The organism is Stenotrophomonas sp. YIM B06876 (assembly GCF_030711595.1).
Lineage (GTDB): Bacteria > Pseudomonadota > Gammaproteobacteria > Xanthomonadales > Xanthomonadaceae > Stenotrophomonas.
The window spans coordinates 1-16,766 of record NZ_JAUJUJ010000044.1 but is presented as its reverse complement, the minus strand read 5'-3'; the positions used below and the strand labels follow the sequence as shown (position 1 = coordinate 16,766).

At 62.1% G+C, this 16,766-nt stretch carries 29 protein-coding genes; all 29 read left to right on the top strand.

Annotated features, from left to right (window positions below; translation table 11 throughout):
- Positions 1-379: 379 nt before the first annotated feature.
- The 29 genes from rpsJ (at position 380) to QZH66_RS13280 (ending at position 16,679) form a co-directional block, all read left to right on the top strand.
- Positions 380-691 (top strand): 30S ribosomal protein S10, encoded by a 312-nt coding sequence (rpsJ, locus tag QZH66_RS13420; RefSeq protein WP_010341589.1) that lies wholly within the window; start codon positions 380-382, stop codon positions 689-691.
- A gap of 11 nt (positions 692-702) precedes the next feature.
- Entirely contained in the window at positions 703-1,353 is a 651-nt protein-coding gene (gene rplC, locus QZH66_RS13415; protein ID WP_305806448.1) for a 50S ribosomal protein L3, read from the top strand.
- A gap of 12 nt (positions 1,354-1,365) precedes the next feature.
- Positions 1,366-1,971 carry a 50S ribosomal protein L4 gene (rplD, locus tag QZH66_RS13410; RefSeq protein ID WP_305806447.1) on the top strand — a complete coding sequence of 202 codons (606 nt, stop codon included), beginning with the start codon at positions 1,366-1,368 and terminating at the stop codon, positions 1,969-1,971.
- Entirely contained in the window at positions 1,968-2,267 is a 300-nt protein-coding gene (gene rplW, locus QZH66_RS13405; protein WP_305806446.1) for a 50S ribosomal protein L23, read from the top strand. Before rplD ends, rplW begins: the two co-directional genes overlap by 4 nt.
- Positions 2,268-2,277: 10 nt before the next feature.
- On the top strand, positions 2,278-3,105 hold the full coding sequence (rplB, locus tag QZH66_RS13400) for a 50S ribosomal protein L2 (protein ID WP_305806445.1): 828 nt from the start codon (positions 2,278-2,280) through the stop codon (positions 3,103-3,105).
- A 6-nt stretch (positions 3,106-3,111) separates the two neighbouring features.
- Positions 3,112-3,381, top strand: a complete 270-nt coding sequence (gene rpsS, locus QZH66_RS13395; protein WP_057629591.1) for a 30S ribosomal protein S19 — start codon at positions 3,112-3,114, stop codon at positions 3,379-3,381.
- Between the two features lie 12 nt (positions 3,382-3,393).
- A complete protein-coding gene (gene rplV / locus QZH66_RS13390) occupies positions 3,394-3,729 on the top strand; it encodes a 50S ribosomal protein L22 (RefSeq protein ID WP_305806444.1) in 336 nt (111 codons plus the stop codon).
- A 17-nt stretch (positions 3,730-3,746) separates the two neighbouring features.
- Entirely contained in the window at positions 3,747-4,478 is a 732-nt protein-coding gene (gene rpsC / locus QZH66_RS13385) for a 30S ribosomal protein S3 (protein WP_305806443.1), read from the top strand.
- Positions 4,479-4,483: 5 nt separating this feature from the next.
- Positions 4,484-4,897: a 50S ribosomal protein L16 gene (gene rplP, locus QZH66_RS13380; RefSeq protein ID WP_305806442.1), complete on the top strand. Its 414-nt coding sequence runs from the start codon at positions 4,484-4,486 to the stop codon at positions 4,895-4,897.
- Positions 4,897-5,082, top strand: coding sequence for a 50S ribosomal protein L29 (gene rpmC / locus QZH66_RS13375; RefSeq protein WP_305806441.1), 186 nt, complete (start codon positions 4,897-4,899; stop codon positions 5,080-5,082). Before rplP ends, rpmC begins: the two co-directional genes overlap by 1 nt.
- An 11-nt stretch (positions 5,083-5,093) precedes the next feature.
- A complete protein-coding gene (gene rpsQ / locus QZH66_RS13370; protein ID WP_305806440.1) occupies positions 5,094-5,363 on the top strand; it encodes a 30S ribosomal protein S17 in 270 nt (89 codons plus the stop codon).
- Between the two features lie 12 nt (positions 5,364-5,375).
- Complete coding sequence (gene rplN / locus QZH66_RS13365; protein ID WP_305806439.1) at positions 5,376-5,744, top strand: 50S ribosomal protein L14; 369 nt, start codon at positions 5,376-5,378, stop codon at positions 5,742-5,744.
- A 15-nt stretch (positions 5,745-5,759) separates the two neighbouring features.
- Positions 5,760-6,077: a 50S ribosomal protein L24 gene (gene rplX / locus QZH66_RS13360; protein ID WP_305806438.1), complete on the top strand. Its 318-nt coding sequence runs from the start codon at positions 5,760-5,762 to the stop codon at positions 6,075-6,077.
- An 11-nt stretch (positions 6,078-6,088) separates the two neighbouring features.
- Entirely contained in the window at positions 6,089-6,631 is a 543-nt protein-coding gene (gene rplE, locus QZH66_RS13355; protein WP_305806437.1) for a 50S ribosomal protein L5, read from the top strand.
- A gap of 18 nt (positions 6,632-6,649) precedes the next feature.
- Positions 6,650-6,955, top strand: coding sequence for a 30S ribosomal protein S14 (rpsN, locus tag QZH66_RS13350; RefSeq protein WP_305806436.1), 306 nt, complete (start codon positions 6,650-6,652; stop codon positions 6,953-6,955).
- Between the two features lie 222 nt (positions 6,956-7,177).
- The gene (gene rpsH, locus QZH66_RS13345; protein WP_305806435.1) at positions 7,178-7,576 is read left to right on the top strand and encodes a 30S ribosomal protein S8; all 399 of its coding nucleotides are present in this window, start codon (positions 7,178-7,180) and stop codon (positions 7,574-7,576) included.
- A gap of 15 nt (positions 7,577-7,591) precedes the next feature.
- Entirely contained in the window at positions 7,592-8,119 is a 528-nt protein-coding gene (gene rplF / locus QZH66_RS13340) for a 50S ribosomal protein L6 (protein ID WP_305806434.1), read from the top strand.
- A gap of 32 nt (positions 8,120-8,151) precedes the next feature.
- The gene (gene rplR / locus QZH66_RS13335) at positions 8,152-8,505 is read left to right on the top strand and encodes a 50S ribosomal protein L18 (RefSeq protein WP_305806433.1); all 354 of its coding nucleotides are present in this window, start codon (positions 8,152-8,154) and stop codon (positions 8,503-8,505) included.
- Between the two features lie 158 nt (positions 8,506-8,663).
- Positions 8,664-9,203 (top strand): 30S ribosomal protein S5, encoded by a 540-nt coding sequence (rpsE, locus tag QZH66_RS13330; RefSeq protein WP_305806432.1) that lies wholly within the window; start codon positions 8,664-8,666, stop codon positions 9,201-9,203.
- Positions 9,196-9,387, top strand: a complete 192-nt coding sequence (gene rpmD, locus QZH66_RS13325; RefSeq protein ID WP_305806431.1) for a 50S ribosomal protein L30 — start codon at positions 9,196-9,198, stop codon at positions 9,385-9,387. Before rpsE ends, rpmD begins: the two co-directional genes overlap by 8 nt.
- A gap of 4 nt (positions 9,388-9,391) precedes the next feature.
- Positions 9,392-9,835, top strand: a complete 444-nt coding sequence (rplO, locus tag QZH66_RS13320) for a 50S ribosomal protein L15 (protein WP_305806430.1) — start codon at positions 9,392-9,394, stop codon at positions 9,833-9,835.
- A gap of 7 nt (positions 9,836-9,842) precedes the next feature.
- On the top strand, positions 9,843-11,198 hold the full coding sequence (gene secY, locus QZH66_RS13315) for a preprotein translocase subunit SecY (protein WP_305806429.1): 1,356 nt from the start codon (positions 9,843-9,845) through the stop codon (positions 11,196-11,198).
- Between the two features lie 346 nt (positions 11,199-11,544).
- Positions 11,545-11,901 carry a 30S ribosomal protein S13 gene (rpsM, locus tag QZH66_RS13310; protein ID WP_305806428.1) on the top strand — a complete coding sequence of 119 codons (357 nt, stop codon included), beginning with the start codon at positions 11,545-11,547 and terminating at the stop codon, positions 11,899-11,901.
- An 11-nt stretch (positions 11,902-11,912) separates the two neighbouring features.
- Positions 11,913-12,305: a 30S ribosomal protein S11 gene (gene rpsK / locus QZH66_RS13305; protein ID WP_305806427.1), complete on the top strand. Its 393-nt coding sequence runs from the start codon at positions 11,913-11,915 to the stop codon at positions 12,303-12,305.
- A gap of 14 nt (positions 12,306-12,319) precedes the next feature.
- Complete coding sequence (gene rpsD, locus QZH66_RS13300; protein WP_017355428.1) at positions 12,320-12,949, top strand: 30S ribosomal protein S4; 630 nt, start codon at positions 12,320-12,322, stop codon at positions 12,947-12,949.
- Between the two features lie 54 nt (positions 12,950-13,003).
- Positions 13,004-14,002, top strand: a complete 999-nt coding sequence (rpoA, locus tag QZH66_RS13295; RefSeq protein WP_305806426.1) for a DNA-directed RNA polymerase subunit alpha — start codon at positions 13,004-13,006, stop codon at positions 14,000-14,002.
- A gap of 197 nt (positions 14,003-14,199) precedes the next feature.
- A complete protein-coding gene (rplQ, locus tag QZH66_RS13290) occupies positions 14,200-14,586 on the top strand; it encodes a 50S ribosomal protein L17 (protein WP_305806425.1) in 387 nt (128 codons plus the stop codon).
- Between the two features lie 146 nt (positions 14,587-14,732).
- Entirely contained in the window at positions 14,733-15,248 is a 516-nt protein-coding gene (locus tag QZH66_RS13285; RefSeq protein ID WP_305806424.1) for a disulfide bond formation protein B, read from the top strand.
- 45 nt (positions 15,249-15,293) lie between these two features.
- Positions 15,294-16,679: a 3-deoxy-7-phosphoheptulonate synthase class II gene (locus QZH66_RS13280; RefSeq protein WP_305806423.1), complete on the top strand. Its 1,386-nt coding sequence runs from the start codon at positions 15,294-15,296 to the stop codon at positions 16,677-16,679.
- Positions 16,680-16,766: the final 87 nt, after the last annotated feature.

Sequence of the window (16,766 nt, the reverse complement as noted above, 5' to 3'; positions counted from 1 at the left end):
CCGTACCGTCGGCGCCGGTGTGGTTGCCAAGATCACCAAGTAATAGTGTAGAATTCGCGACCCGGTGTTGCCTGGGTAGGGCATCGGGTCGTAAAAATGCGAAAAGAGGTGCAGGAAGCGCCTCGTGTTCGCCAGACCTGGAAGGTCGCGCCGTACGCGCAAAGTCGACAGCATTGCTGTTGACGACTGTTTTGTACGTGCGCTATACTTTTTCGTCTGGGCAGGCCGGGTAATTCTGGCCTGCTTCAGTTTTTTGAGGCTTATGGACTGGCCTTGGCGTCGCGCAGGAGTCGGCGGCGACCTTTCTTCAGGAATTTACCCGGGGCAGGCATCCCAGAGGCCTTGCCCGTCGCTCTTTTAACGAAGGATACCCACCGTCATGGCGGACCAAAAGATCCGGATTCGGCTGAAGGCGTTCGATCATCGCTTGATCGACCGTTCAGCCAGCGAGATCGTAGAAACGGCCAAGCGGACCGGCGCGCAAGTGCGTGGCCCGATTCCGCTGCCAACCAAGATCGAGCGTTACACCATCCTCGTCTCCCCGCACGTCGACAAGGACGCGCGTGACCAGTACGAGACCCGCACGCACAAGCGCGTGCTCGACATCGTCGACCCCAACGACAAGACCGTGGACGCGCTGATGAAGCTCGAACTGGCTGCCGGCGTCGACGTGCAGATCAAGCTGACCTGAGGACTACGACCATGACGAAGAAATATTCGTTGGGCTTCGTGGGCCGCAAGGCTGGCATGAGCCGCGTTTTCACTGAAGATGGCCAGTCCATCCCGGTGACCCTGATCGAAGCAACCCCGAACCGCATCGCGCAGATCAAGACCGTTGAAACCGACGGTTACAGCGCCGTGCAGGTGACCGTTGGCGCCCGTCGCGCCGCACTGGTCAACAAGCCGATCGCCGGACACTTCGCCAAGGCGAAGGTCGAAGCCGGTCGTGGCCTGTGGGAATTCCGCGTTGAAGACGCGCTGCTCGGCGATTTCGCCGTCGGTGGCGAAGTCAAGGCGGACATCTTTGAAGTTGGCCAGAAGGTCGACGTTCAGGGTGTCACCAAGGGTAAGGGTTTCCAGGGCACCATCAAGCGCCACAACTTCCGTATGGGCGATGCAACCCACGGTAACTCGCTGTCGCATCGCGCGCCGGGTTCGCTGGGTCAGCGCCAGACCCCGGGTCGCGTTTTCCCGGGCAAGAAGATGTCCGGCCACATGGGTGCTGTGCAGCAGAGCACGCAGAACCTGGAAGTGGTCAAGGTCGACGTCGAGCGTGGTCTGATTGCCATTCGCGGCGCCGTGCCTGGCGCAGCCGGTGGTGACGTGATCGTGCGTCCGGCGAGCAAGGCATAAGGAGAGATGACGATGGAACTCGTTATCACGGGTAGCAACAACAAGGTCTCGGTCTCCGAAGCCGTGTTCGGTCGCGAATTCAGCGAAGATCTGGTTCACCAGGTCGTCGTTGCCTATCGCAACGCCGCACGTGCCGGCACCAAGGCTCAGAAAACGCGTTCTGAAGTGGCTGGTACCACCAAGAAGTCGAAGAAGCAGAAGGGCGGCGGTGCGCGTCATGGCGCGCTGACGGCTCCGATCTTCGTCGGCGGTGGTGTGACGTTCGCGGCCAAGCCGCGCAGCTTCGATCAGAAGGTCAACCGCAAGCAGTACCGTGCCGCCATGTGCGCGATCCTGTCCGAGCTGAACCGTCAGGGCCGCATCACGGTTGTGGAGACGTTCGACGTCGAAACCACCAAGACCAAGGACCTGGTCGTCAAGCTGGCCGGTCTGGAAGTGGGCAAGCGCCCGCTGATCGTGACCGAGGACGCGTCCGAGTCGCTGTACCTGTCGGCGCGCAATCTGCCTTATGTGCAGGTGCGTGACGTGCAGGGCCTGGACCCGGTGTCGCTGGTCGGTGCCGACACGGTCGTCATCACCGCTGATGCGGTCAAGAAGGTCGAGGAGTGGCTGGCATGAGCAGCAACGAAAAAATCTTCAGCGTGCTGCGCGCTCCGCGAGTCTCCGAAAAGACCGCGCGCCTGCAGGAACTTTCCAACCAGTATGTCTTCGAGATTTCGAACGAAGCCACCAAAGCCGATGTGAAGGCCGCGGTCGAGCAGCTGTTCAATGTCAAGGTCGAAGCGGTCAACGTGCTTAACGTCAAGGGCAAGAACAAGTCCTTCCGTAACCGCACCGGCCGTCGCGGCGATTGGCGGAAGGCTTACGTGCGTCTCGCCGATGGTCAGACCATCGATGTAACGGCCAAGGCCTGAGGTACATCCCATGCCATTGATTAAATTCAAGCCCACCTCCGCAGGCCGTCGTTCGGCCGTGCGCGTGGTCACGCCCGATCTGCACAAGGGCGCACCGCACGCAGCGTTGCTGGAGCCGCAGAGCAAGTCCGGTGGTCGCAACCACCACGGTCGCATCACCGTCCGTCACGTCGGTGGCGGTCACAAGCAGCACTACCGCGTCATTGACTTCAAGCGCAACAAGGAAGGCATTCCGGCACGCGTGGAGCGGATCGAATACGATCCCAACCGCACTGCCCATATCGCCCTGCTGTGCTACGTCGATGGTGAGCGTCGCTACATCATCGCCCCCAAGGGGTTGAAGGCGGGTGACCAGGTTATCGCCGGCTCGGATGCTCCGATCAAGACCGGTAACACGTTGCCGCTGCGCAACATCCCGGTCGGTACCACGGTCCACGGCATCGAGCTGAAGCCGGGCAAGGGCGCCCAGATCGCCCGTGCCGCCGGTGCAGCCGTGCAGCTGGTCGCCCGTGAAGGCATCTACGCCACCCTGCGTCTGCGCTCGGGTGAAATGCGCAAGGTGCCGGTCGAGTGCCGTGCCACCATCGGCGAAGTCGGCAACGACGAGCACAACCTGCAGAAGCTGGGCAAGGCTGGCGCCAAGCGCTGGCGTGGCGTGAAGCCGACCGTTCGTGGTGCTGCCATGAACCCGGTGGATCACCCGCATGGTGGTGGTGAGGCCAAGGCCGGCCAGGGTAATCCGCATCCGGTCACCCCGTGGGGTGTGCCGACCAAGGGTTACAAGACGCGCCATAACAAGCGCACTCAGCAGTTCATCGTCCGCGATCGTAGGGGCTAATCGACCATGGCACGTTCACTCAAGAAGGGCCCGTTCGTCGATCACCACCTCGTCAAGAAGGTGGAGGCCGCTGCGGGCAGCAAGAAGCCGATCAAGACCTGGTCGCGCCGTTCCATGATCCTGCCGGAAATGGTAGGGGTCACAATCGCCGTGCATAACGGCAAGAACCACGTTCCGGTGCTGGTCAACGAGAACATGGTCGGTCACAAGCTCGGCGAATTTGCCGTCACCCGGACCTTCAAGGGTCACGGTGGCGACAAGAAGTCGGGCAAGTAAGGAGAGATGACGATGGAAGCGAAAGCAATCCTGCGCTCTGCGCGCATCTCCCCGCAGAAGGCTCGCCTGGTCGCTGACCAGGTGCGCGGACTGCAGGCCGAACGCGCGGTCAATCTGCTGAAGTTCTCGGACAAAAAGGCTGCACACCTGATCAAGAAGGTGGTGGAGTCGGCTATTGCCAATGCCGAGAACAACCAGGGCGCCGATGTCGACGAGCTGAAGGTCAAGACCATCATGGTTGATGAAGGTCCGACCCTGAAGCGTTTCATGGCGCGGGCGAAAGGCCGCGGTACCCGCATTCTCAAGCGCACCAGCCACATCACTGTGGTTGTGGCCGCCGGCAAGTAAGCGGAAAGGAAAAGACGATGGGTCATAAAGTTCATCCGATTGGTATCCGCCTCGGTATTTCCAAGGATTGGAACTCCAAGTGGTACGCCAACAAAGCCGAGTTTGCCGGTTACCTGCTCGCCGACCTCAAGGTCCGCGAGATGCTGCGCAAGAAGCTTGCTCAGGCTGGCATCAGTAAAATCCTGATCGAGCGTCCGGCGAAAACCGCGCGCGTGACGATTCACACCGCCCGTCCGGGCGTGGTGATCGGCAAGCGTGGTGAGGACATCGAGAAGCTGCGCAAGGAAGTGAGCGAGATGATGGGCGTTCCCGCCCACATCAACGTCACCGAAGTGCGGAAGCCCGAGCTGGACGCACAGCTGGTTGCCGAGTCGATCGCGCAGCAGCTTGAGCGTCGCATCATGTTCCGCCGCGCGATGAAGCGCTCGGTCGGCAACGCGATGCGTCTGGGTGCCCTGGGCATCAAGGTCAACGTCGGTGGCCGCTTGAACGGTGCGGAAATCGCCCGTTCGGAGTGGTACCGCGAAGGCCGCGTGCCGCTGCATACGCTGCGTGCCGACATCGACTATGGCTTCGCTGAAGCCAAGACGACCTACGGCATCATCGGCATCAAGGTCTGGATCTATAAGGGCGAGATTTTCGATTTCTCCCAGGTTGGCCAGGAAAAGCAGGACGACTCCCCGCGCAACGATCGCAACGATCGCGGCGACCGTGGTGACCGTCAGCGCCCGGCTCGTGAAGCGAGGTAACGGCAATGTTGCAACCCAAGCGAACCAAATACCGCAAGATGCACAAAGGCCGTAACGACGGTCTGAGCTGGAGTGCGAATGCCGTCAGCTTTGGCGAGTACGGCCTGAAGGCAACGGCGCACGGCCAGCTGACCGCGCGCCAGATCGAAGCGGCGCGCCGCTCGATCAGCCGCTACGTCAAGCGCGGCGGCAAGATGTGGATCCGTGTGTTCCCCGACAAGCCCATCACCAAGAAGCCCATCGAAGTGCGTATGGGTGCCGGTAAGGGCAGCGTGGAGTACTGGGTGGCCCAGATCCAGCCAGGCCGCATGATCTATGAAATCGAGGGCGTCGGCGAAGACGTGGCTCGCGAGGCGTTCCGCCTGGCTGCTGCGAAGTTGTCGGTGACCACCACTTTCGTGACCCGGACGGTGCGCTGATGGATATCAAACAACTCCGCGAAAAGTCGGCGGACGATCTCAAGGTCCACCTGGTTGACCTGCGTAAGGAGCAGTTTTCGCTCCGCATGCAGCAGGTCACCGGTCAGCTGCCGAAGACCCATGAAACCCGCCGGGTGCGCCGCGAGATTGCTCGCGTCAAGCACCTGATCGGCAGCACGAAGTAAGGATGGCCGCCATGAGCGACAATAATGAAAGCAAGGTGCTGCGCACGGTCGAAGGCCGTGTCGTCAGCAATAAGATGGACAAGACGGTCACCGTGTTGGTGGAGCGCCAGGTCAAGCACCCGTTGTACGGCAAGTACATCAAGCGCTCGAGCAAGCTCCACGCACACGACGCCGAAAACACCTGCGGTGAAGGTGATTTCGTTCGTGTGACCGAAATTGCGCCGATGTCCAAGACCAAGAACTGGCGGGTGGTGGAAGTCATCACCCGCGCAGCGAAATAAGGAGCCTGAATCATGATCCAGATGCAGAGCTACCTCGACGTCGCTGACAATTCCGGTGCCAAGGAAGTGATGTGCATCAAGGTGCTGGGCGGCTCGAAGCGCCGCTACGCGCACATTGGCGACATCATCAAGGTCACCGTGAAGGACGCGATTCCGCGCGGCAAGGTCAAGAAGGGTGAGGTGTATGACGCGGTTGTGGTGCGTACCCGCAAGGGTGTGCGTCGCGCTGACGGTTCGCTGATCCGTTTCGACGGCAATGCCGCGGTCCTGCTGAACAACAAGCAAGAGCCGATCGGCACCCGCATCTTCGGGCCGGTTACCCGCGAGCTGCGTACCGAGAAGTTCATGAAGATCGTCTCGCTCGCTCCCGAAGTGCTGTGAGCGGAGGACATATACATGGCTAACCGTATCAAGAAGGGCGACCAGGTTGTCGTCAACACCGGCAAGGACAAGGGTAAGCAGGGCGAAGTGATCCGCGTTGACGGCGACCGGGTGGTCGTTGCCAATGTGGGCATCGTCAAGCGCCACACCAAGCCGAATCCGCAGGCAGGTGTTGCCGGCGGCGTGGTCGAGCGTGAAGCCTCGATCCATATCTCCAACGTGAATGTCCTGAACCCGGCTTCCGGCAAGGGCGAGCGCGTTGGCTTCAAGGTGCTGGAGGATGGACGCAAACTGCGTGTGTTCCGCTCCAGCGGTGAGGCGTTTGACGCCTGAGGAATGATTTGATGAATTCCCGTCTCGAAAAGTTCTACAAGGAAGAAGTGGTGCCGGCGCTGATGAAGCAGTTCGGCTACACCAATCCGATGCAGGTGCCGCGTCTGTCCAAAGTCACCCTGAACATGGGTGTGGGCGAAGCGGCCACCAACAAGAAGATCCTGGAAAACGCGGTCGCGGATATGGCCAAGATCACCGGCCAGAAGCCGATCGTGACCAAGTCGCGCGTTTCGGTGGCTTCGTTCAAGATCCGTGATGGTTGGCCGATCGGCTGCAAGGTCACGCTGCGTCGCGACAACATGTTCGAGTTCCTGGATCGCCTGATCAACATCTCGCTGCCGCGCGTGCGTGACTTCCGCGGTGTGTCGGGTCGTTCGTTCGACGGTCGTGGCAACTTCAACATGGGTGTGAAGGAACAGATCATCTTCCCGGAAATCGATTTCGACGCCGTCGATGCGATCCGCGGTATGGATATCGCCATCACCACCACCGCCAAGACCGATGCGGAAGCCAAGGCGCTGCTGGCAGCGTTCAAGTTCCCGTTCCGTAACTGATTCGTCGAGGAAACCGAAATGGCAAAGACCTCAATGGTCAACCGCGACATCAAGCGGAAAAAGCTGGCCCTGAAGTTCGCTGACAAGCGTGCGGCTCTGAAGAAGATCGTGTCCTCGGTGGACGCGACCTACGAAGAGAAGATCGAAGCATCGACCAAGTTGTCCAAGCTGCCGCGCGATTCGTCGCCGAGCCGCCACCGCAACCGTTGCGAGCTGTCCGGTCGTTCGCGTGGCGTCTACAGCAAGTTCGGCCTCGGCCGTAACAAGCTGCGCGAAGCCACCATGCGCGGCGACGTGCCGGGCTTGCGCAAGGCGAGCTGGTAAGAAAGCCCCGGCCAGGCCGCAAGGTCTGGCCCGGGATGCCGGGCAGGGCAGCCTGATCGGCATTTTTGCAGAGAGTCCGACGCAAGTCGGACTCTTTGTCGTATAATTCCGCTTCTGCCCCGCCCGGATTCCGGCCGGTGGCACGGAAAAAGGTCCTGGCCCCTCCCAGGAAACACAAGATTTTCGCGAAAGCGGATATCGGTGCACTCAAAGGTATCGACTATGAGCATGACTGATCCCATCGCCGACCTGCTGGTACGCATTAAAAATGCGGCCGCGGTTGGCAAGCCGACGGTGAAAGCCCCGTCCTCCAAGATCAAGGTTGCAATCGCAGAAGTGTTGAAGGCCGAAGGCTACATCACCGACCTGCGCGTCAACCCGATCGAAAACAACAAGGCCGAGCTTGAAATCGTCCTGAAGTATTTCGAAGGCAAGCCGGTCATCGCGACCCTGAAGCGCTTCTCGCGTTCGGGTCTGCGCCAGTACCGTGGCAAGTCCGAGCTGCCGAAGGTCCTCAACGGCCTGGGCGTCGCCATCATTTCCACCTCCAAAGGCATCATGACTGATGCGCAGGCGCGCCAGCTCGGCGTCGGCGGCGAAGTCCTGTGCTTCGTGGCCTAAGGGAAGGAGTCCACTATGTCCCGTGTAGCCAAGAAGCCGGTCAACCTGCCCAAGGGCGTTGAACTGAACATCCAGCCGGAGCTGGTCAGCGTGAAGGGGCCGAAGGGCTCGCTGTCGCTGGTCAAGAGTGCCGGTGTTGAAATCACTGTCGACAATGGCGTCGTCACGCTTGCTGCGAGCGATGCATCGCAGGTCGCGCTGGCGGGTACCGTGCGTTCGATCCTGGCCAATATGGTGCAGGGCGTGTCCGAGGGTTTCGAGAAGAAGCTCGAGCTGGTCGGCGTGGGTTATCGCGCTGCCATGCAGGGCAAGGACCTGAGCCTGTCCCTGGGCTTCTCGCACCCGGTCGTGTTCGTGGCGCCGGAAGGCATCACCCTGGCCACCCCGACCCAGACCGAAGTTCTGGTCCAGGGGTCGGACAAGCAGGTCGTCGGTGAGGTCGCCGCCAAGATTCGTGGCTACCGTCCGCCGGAGCCCTACAAGGGCAAGGGTGTGAAGTACGCCGGTGAAGTCATCATTCGCAAGGAAGCCAAGAAGGCCTAATCCGGTCGTCTGGCTTTCCAAGGAAAAAGATCATGAACAAGAACATCGCCCGTCTGCGTCGCGCCAAGTCGACCCGCTCGCATATCCGTGTACTCGGCGTGCCGCGGCTGTCGGTGCTGCGTACCGGACAGCACTTGTACGCCCAGGTCTTCACTGCCGACGGCTCCAAGGTGCTGGCTGCCGCCAACACCCTGCAGGCTGACGTCAAGGAAGGTCTGAAGAACGGCAAGAACAGCGACGCCGCCGCCAAGGTCGGCAAGCTGGTTGCCGAGCGCGCCCTGGCTGCCGGTATCGAGAAGGTCGCATTCGACCGTTCCGGCTACCGCTACCACGGCCGCATCAAGGCTCTGGCCGAAGCTGCCCGCGAAGGCGGCCTGCAGTTCTGAGGATTGGGAGGGCAGGGTTCGCCCTGCCTTCCGCCTGCCTGCCGGCGCGGGTTGCGTCGGGCGTTGTCGCTCTTCTGCAGCGATGGACGAATCACCGCTTCATTCCACAACCATAAGCGGCCCAGAGCCGTACATATCCAATCAATCAAGGAATCGAAATGGCAGAAGAACGTGCACCGCGAGGTCGTGATCGCGACCGTCGCGAAGAGAAAGTAGACGACGGCATGATCGAAAAGCTGGTCGCGGTCAATCGCGTCAGCAAGACCGTCAAGGGTGGTCGCCAGTTCACCTTCACCGCACTGACCGTGGTCGGTGACGGCGCTGGTCGCGTCGGTTTCGGCTATGGCAAGGCGCGTGAAGTGCCGGTCGCCATCCAGAAGTCGATGGAGCAGGCGCGCAAGAACCAGGTCAGCGTCGATCTGAACAACGGTACGTTGTGGCATGCCGTCAAGGACGGTCATGGCGCCGCCCGCGTGTTCATGATGCCGGCCTCGGAAGGTACCGGTGTGATCGCCGGTGGTGCCATGCGCGCCGTGCTGGAAGCCGTGGGCGTGAAGGACGTGCTGGCCAAGGCCGTGGGTTCGCGCAACCCGATCAACCTGGTGCGCGCCACGTTGAAGGGTCTGTCCGGCATGCAGTCGCCGGCCCGCATTGCGGCCAAGCGCGGCAAGAAGGTGGAGGATCTCAACCATGGCTAATGAAACCAACAAGACCGTGAAGGTGCGCCTGGTGCGCGGCCTGCGTGGTTCACGTGCGGTGCACCGCCTGTCGGTGCGCGCGCTGGGTCTGAACAAGCTCAATGATGTGCGTGAATTGAAGGACAGCCCACAGGTTCGTGGCCTGATCAACAAGGTTCACTACCTCGTCAAGGTTGAGGAATAATCCAATGACTATGCGTCTGAATGAACTGAGTCCGGCCCCGGGCGCCCGTAAAGAGCGCACCCGTGTCGGTCGTGGTATCGGCTCCGGCCTGGGCAAGACCTGCGGCCGCGGTCACAAGGGCTCGTTCGCGCGCTCGGGTAAGGGCAAGATCAAGGCCGGCTTCGAAGGCGGCCAGACCCCGATGCAGCGTCGTCTGCCGAAGATCGGCTTCTTTTCCCGGGTGGCCAAGGACACTGCCGAAGTGCTGTCCTACCATCTGGACCGCCTGCCGGCCGGTGAGATCGATTTCGCTGCACTGCGTGCCGCGAAGCTGGTGCCGAGCACTGCCAAGAAGGCCAAGGTGGTCCTGAAGGGCGAGCTGACCAAGGCGTTCACCCTGAAGGGTGTTGCCGCCACGGCAGGTGCCAAGGCTGCGATTGAAGCTGCCGGCGGCAGCGTACAGGAGTAACTGGGACATGGCGCAGGCGGGCATCGGAAACCTCGGCGGCGGACTGGGCAAGTTCACTGAACTTCGTCAGCGTCTGTTGTTCGTGTTGGGGGCATTGATCGTCTATCGCATCGGCTGTTATGTGCCGGTGCCAGGCGTGAATCCCGATGCCATGCTTTCGCTGATGCAGGCGCAGGGCGGCGGGATCGTGGACATGTTCAACATGTTCTCGGGCGGCGCCCTGCACCGTTTCAGTATTTTTGCGTTGAACGTGATGCCGTACATCTCGGCCTCCATCGTCATGCAGCTTGCCGTGCATATTTTCCCGGCGCTGAAGGCGATGCAGAAAGAGGGTGAGTCGGGGCGTCGCAAGATCACCCAGTACTCGCGCTTCGGCGCGGTGGGGCTGGCGATCGTACAGGGCGCCAGCATCGCGTTGGCGCTGCAGAACCAGCTGTCCCCAGGCGGCGCGCCGGTGGTCTACGCACCGGGCATGGGCTTCGTGCTCACCGCCGTGGTCGCGCTGACGGCCGGGACGATCTTCCTGATGTGGGTCGGTGAGCAGGTGACCGAGCGGGGCATCGGCAACGGTGTGTCGCTGATCATCTTCGCCGGCATTGTCTCCGGTCTGCCGGCGGCGGTCATCGGCACCCTCTCGGCGTACCGTGACGGCAACATGAGCTTCATCTCGTTGCTGCTGATTGCCCTGGTGGTTCTGGCGTTCACCTATTTCGTGGTGTTCGTCGAGCGCGGCCAGCGTCGGATCACGGTCAATTACGCCCGCCGTCAGGGGGGTCGCAACGCCTACATGAACCAGACCTCGTTCCTGCCGCTGAAGCTGAACATGGCGGGTGTGATTCCGGCAATCTTCGCCTCCAGCATCCTGGCATTCCCGGCGACTCTTGCCATGTGGTCCGGCCAGGCCAGTTCGGCGACGTGGTTGCAGCGCGTGTCCAATGCGCTGGGGCCGGGTGAGCCGTTGCACATGATCGTGTTTGCAGCGCTGATCTCCGGGTTCGCGTTCTTCTACACCGCGCTGGTGTTCAACTCGCAGGAAACCGCGGACAACCTGAAGAAGTCCGGGGCGCTGATTCCGGGCATCCGTCCGGGCAAGGGCACGGCCGACTATATCGACGGTGTGCTGACCCGCCTGACCGCGGCCGGTTCGCTGTATCTGGTGATCGTCTGTCTGCTGCCGGAAGTGCTGCGCACCCAGCTCAATGCCTCGTTCTACTTCGGTGGCACCTCGCTGTTGATCGTGGTGGTGGTGGTGATGGATTTCATTGCGCAGATCCAGGCCCACCTGATGTCACACCAGTACGAAAGCCTGCTGAAGAAGGCCAACCTCAAGGGCGGTTCGCGCGGCGGTTTTGCTCGCGGCTGATTTCCGGGTATAATTTCCGACTGATAGCGTGAAGGCCTGCCGGTACCCGGAAGTGGCCTTCCAAATAGAAGGGCGGCCCCCGCAGCGGTCTCGGGTGGGGGTGTGATGTGGTGGTTCCGCGCAGGAGTAGCGCGGGCGGTGGCAGGAGAGGATTCCTGCCGTCAACTGCATCCGGCGCCGGAGCATGGGCACACTCCCCACGCCGGGTTCCTGGAACGTCACTGTTCCGCGGACTTAAAAGCAAGCCGGGACCTTGTTGTAACCGCTAATCAACACTTTTGATATATCCTGCCGGACTTGTGTGCCTAGCGCGCAGTCGGCCAACTCTCAGCTGGAGAACCGCGTCATGGCGCGTATTGCAGGCGTCAACCTGCCAGCCCAGAAGCATGTCTGGGTCGGGTTGCAAAGCATTTACGGCATCGGCCGTACCCGTTCGAAGAAGGTCTGCGAATCCGCAGGCGTGACTTCGACCACCAAGATCCGCGAACTGTCGGAGCCGGAAATCGAGCGCCTGCGTTCGGAAGTCGGCAAGTACATCGTTGAAGGCGACCTGCGTCGCGAGATCGGTATTGCCATCAAGCGTCTGATGGACCTGGGTTGCTACCGCGGCCTGCGTCACCGTCGCGGCTTGCCGTTGCGCGGTCAGCGCACCCGTACCAACGCCCGCACCCGCAAGGGCCCGCGCAAGGCGATCAGGAAGTAAGGGACTAAGAAATGGCTAAGCCTTCTGCTGCTAAAACGAAGAAGAAGATCAAGCGTGTCATCACCGACGGTGTTGCCCACGTCCATGCTTCCTTCAACAACACCATCGTGACCATCACCGACCGTCAGGGCAATGCGTTGTCTTGGGCGACCTCGGGTGGTGCCGGCTTCCGCGGTTCGCGCAAGTCGACTCCCTTTGCTGCACAGGTTGCCGCCGAAAAGGCTGGCAAGGCTGCGCTGGACTACGGCGTCAAGTCGCTGGAAGTCCGCATCAAGGGTCCCGGTCCGGGTCGTGAGTCTGCCGTTCGTTCGTTGAACAACGTCGGCTACAAGATCACCAACATCATCGACGTGACGCCTATCCCGCACAACGGGTGCCGTCCGCCGAAAAAGCGTCGCGTCTGAGGAGCTGAAGAGAAATGGCTCGTTATATTGGTCCTACCTGTAAGCTCGCCCGTCGCGAAGGCGCCGATCTGTCCCTCAAGAGCCCGGCGCGTGCGCTGGACTCCAAGTGCAAGCTGGAGCAGAAGCCCGGCCAGCACGGTGCTACCGCCCGCAAGGGCAAGCTGTCCGACTACGCCACCCAGCTGCGTGAAAAGCAGAAGGTCAAGCGTATCTACGGTCTGCTGGAGCGCCAGTTCCGCAACTACTACAAGAAGGCCTCGACCAAGAAGGGCAACACCGGCGAGAACCTGTTGCAGCTGTTGGAAACCCGCCTGGACAACGTGGTCTACCGCATGGGCTTTGCTGTGACCCGTCCGGCTGCGCGCCAGCTGGTGTCGCACCGCGGTGTCACGGTCAACGGCAAGTCGGTGAATCTGGCTTCGTACCAGGTCAAGGCGGGCGATGCGGTTGCGTTGTCCGAGAAGGCTGCCAAGCAGCTGCGCGTCCAGGAAGCCCTGACCGTTGCCGCCCAGCACGACCTGCGTCCTTCGTGGGTTGAAGTTGATTCGGGCAAGTTTGCCGGCATCTTCAAGGCGGTTCCGGATCGCGCCGACCTGCCTGCGGATATCAACGAAGCGCTGATCGTCGAGTTGTATTCGAAGTAATTCACAATGGAGAACCTCCGGGTCGTACCGGAGGTTCGCAGGAGAACCCGCAACATGACGGTTACCGCCAATCAGGTTCTGCGTCCTCGCGGTCCGCAGATCGAACGCATTACCGACACCCGTGCCAAGGTCGTTATCGAACCGTTGGAGCGTGGTTACGGGCATACGCTGGGCAACGCCCTGCGTCGCGTGCTGCTGTCGTCCATCCCGGGCTTTGCCGTTACCGAGGTCGAGATCGATGGCGTGCTGCACGAGTACACCACGGTTGAAGGGCTGCAGGAGGACGTGCTTGAAGTCCTGCTCAACCTGAAAGACGTGGCGATCCGCATGCACACCGGCGACAGCGCTACGTTGTCCCTGTCCAAGCAGGGCCCGGGCATCGTCACTGCTGCCGATATCAAGGTCGACCACAACGTCGAGGTGCTCAATGGCGATCATGTGATCTGCCATCTGACCAAGGACGTTGCGCTGAACATGCGTTTGAAGGTGGAGCGCGGCTTCGGCTACCAGCCGGCGGCTGCACGCCGTCGTCCGGACGAGGAAACCCGTGCCATCGGCCGTCTGGTCCTGGATGCGTCGTTCTCGCCCGTGCGTCGCGTCGCCTATTCGGTGGAAGCGGCCCGCGTCGAGCAGCGTACCGATCTGGACAAGCTGGTGCTGGATATCGAAACCAACGGCACGATCGATGCCGAGGAAGCGGTGCGCACGGCGGCCGATATCCTCAGCGACCAGTTGTCGGTGTTCGGTGACTTCACCCATCGCGATCGCGGTGCGACGAAGCCGGCCACCAATGGCGTGGATCCGGTGCTGCTGCGCCCGATCGACGACCTGGAGCTGACGGTGCGTTCGGCCAACTGCCTCAAGGCGGAAAGCATCTACTACATCGGCGATCTGATCCAGAAGACCGAGGTGGAACTGCTCAAGACTCCGAACCTGGGCAAGAAGTCGCTCACTGAAATCAAGGAAGTGCTCGCCCAGCGCGGCCTTTCGCTGGGCATGAAGCTGGAGAACTGGCCGCCGGCCGGTGTCGCCCAGCACGGCATGCTCGGTTAAGCAACATCTGCGTCCCCGCATGGGCAACCATGCGGGGGCGTTGTTGCAGGCAGTACCCGCGTTGATGGGCTTCAAGCCCGCGGCGCATGCCGGCCTGGAGGGCCGGTCAGGACCATCCGCAGTCCGTGTTCCAACGCCAGGAAGGCGACAGCGATACCCAACAGTTCAACATTCGACACACCACAGGAATCGACACCATGCGTCACCAGAAATCCGGCCGTAAATTCAACCGCACCAGCGCCCACCGCCAGGCGATGTTCTCCAACATGGCTGCGTCGCTGTTCAAGCACCAGCTGATCAAGACCACCCTGCCCAAGGCCAAGGAACTGCGCCGCGTTGCCGAGCCGCTGATCACCCTGGCCAAGATCGACAGCGTCGCCAACCGTCGTCTGGCGTTTGCCCGCCTGCGTGACAAGGAAGCCGTCGGCATCCTGTTCACCGTGCTGGGTCCGCGCTACGCCACCCGTCCGGGCGGCTACCTGCGTCTGCTGAAGTGCGGTTTCCGCGCCGGCGACAACGCGCCGATGGCGTACGTGGAGCTGGTCGACCGTGCGGTCGCCGTGGCCGAGGAAGTGGCTGAGTAATCAGTCCACCCACTACGCAAGAGCGCACACGAAAGCCCGGCCTGGTTGCCGGGCTTTTTGTTTGGGCGATTGTCGGCGCCACTGCGACTGTCGGGCAGGGCGGTGGGGCTGCTACTCTTGCGCACTGGCCTGAATGAGCGTTGTCGATGAATCCGTTGCAGTGGAATTTCCGTGCCCAGTTCCTGCTTGGCTTTGCGGTCTGTGCCGCAGTGCTGGGGTATGCGATTTTCGTCCAGTTGCAGCAGGGGCTGGAACCGTGCCCGCTGTGCATTTTCCAGCGGCTGGCATTCGCGGCGCTGGGCCTGCTGTTCCTGATCGGCGCGCTGCATGGCCCGCGCGGGAAGACGGGGCGGCAGGGCTATATGGTGCTGGCTGTGGTGGCTGCCGCGATCGGTGCGGGTATCGCCGCGCGCCATGTGTGGATCCAGGTGATGCCCAAGGACGGCATGTCCAGCTGCGGGCCGCCGCTGGGCTTCCTCAGCGAAACCATGGGGCCGCTGGAGGTGTTCCGTACCGTGCTGACCGGCACCGGCGACTGCGGCACCATCGACTGGCAGTTCCTGGGCCTGAGCATGCCGATGTGGAGCCTGCTGTGTTTCCTGGTGCTGGCTGGCTGGGCGATCTTCGCCGCGTGCCGCACGCCTGTTCCACGCTTGCGCTGATCACCACCAAACGTTCTTTTCCCTTCTGTTACTGGTGTCTCCCCCATGAATCTGTCTGACCGCTCCGCCGCGCCTGCCGTTCCGTCCCCGCCGTGGGCACCGGACAGCTGGCGCAGCAAGCCGGGGTTGCAGATGCCCACGTATCCGGACCCGGATGCCTTGAACGCGGCGCTGGCCGAATTACGGCAGTTGCCGCCGCTGGTGACCTCGTGGGAGATCTTCGCGCTCAAGCAGCAACTGGCCGATGCGCAGGAGGGCAGGCGCTTCCTGCTGCAGGGCGGAGATTGCGCGGAGAACTTCAGCGATTGCGAGTCGGGCACCATTTCCAACCGGCTCAAGGTTTTGCTGCAGATGAGTCTGGCGCTGGTGCACGGCCTGCGCATGCCGGTGATCCGGGTCGGACGTTTTGCCGGGCAGTACGCCAAGCCGCGTTCGGCCGATACCGAAACCCGCGATGGCATCACCCTGCCCAGCTACCGCGGCGACGTGATCAACGCGCCGGAGTTCACCGAGGCGGCGCGGATGCCGGATCCGCAGCGGATGATCACCGCGCATTCGCGCTCGGCGATGACGATGAATTTCGTGCGGGCGCTGGTCGATGGCGGTTTTGCCGACCTGCACCACCCCGAATACTGGAACCTGGACTGGGTCGGTTGCTCGCCGCTGGCGGCCGAGTACCAGAAGATGGTGGTATCCATCGGTGACGCGGTGCGGTTCATGGAAACCCTGTCCGGCTCGCAGGTGCACAACCTCAACCGGATCGATTTCTACACCTCGCATGAAGCGCTGCTGCTGCCCTACGAGCAGGCGCTGACCCGGCAGGTGCCGCGGCAACGCGGGTATTTCAACCTGAGCACGCATTACCCGTGGATCGGCATGCGTACCGCAGCGCTGGACGGGGCCCATGTCGAGTACCTGCGCGGGGTGCGCAATCCGATTGCGATCAAGGTGGGGCCGTCGATGCAGCCGGACCAGCTGCTGCGGCTGATCGATGTGCTCAACCCCGAAGACGAGCCGGGCCGGCTGAGTTTCATCCATCGGATGGGGGCGGCGCAGATCGCCGAGAAACTGCCGGCGTTGCTTGACGCGGTCAAGCGCGATGGACGGCGGGTGCTGTGGGTGTGCGATGCCATGCATGGCAATACCGAGAGCACCAGCAACGGGTACAAGACCCGTCGCTTCGACAATATCCGCGCGGAAGTGGAACTGGCGTTCGATCTGCATGCGGCCGCCGGTACGCGCCTGGGCGGGGTGCATCTGGAGCTGACCGGCGAGGATGTCACCGAGTGCACCGGCGGCGCGCGTGAGCTTACCGAGCGCGATCTGGAGCGGGCCTATCGTTCCAGCGTCGACCCGCGGCTGAACTACGAGCAGTCGCTGGAAATCGCGATGGCCATCGTGCGCAAGCAGGGCCAGCTTCCGCCTGTCTGAGGAGTGCGGTTATCCGGGGGTGCTCTCCGGCCGGCGGCGCGCTGCTGCGGCCGGCCAGCGGTTGACGCGGCCCGCCTGCGCCGCGGC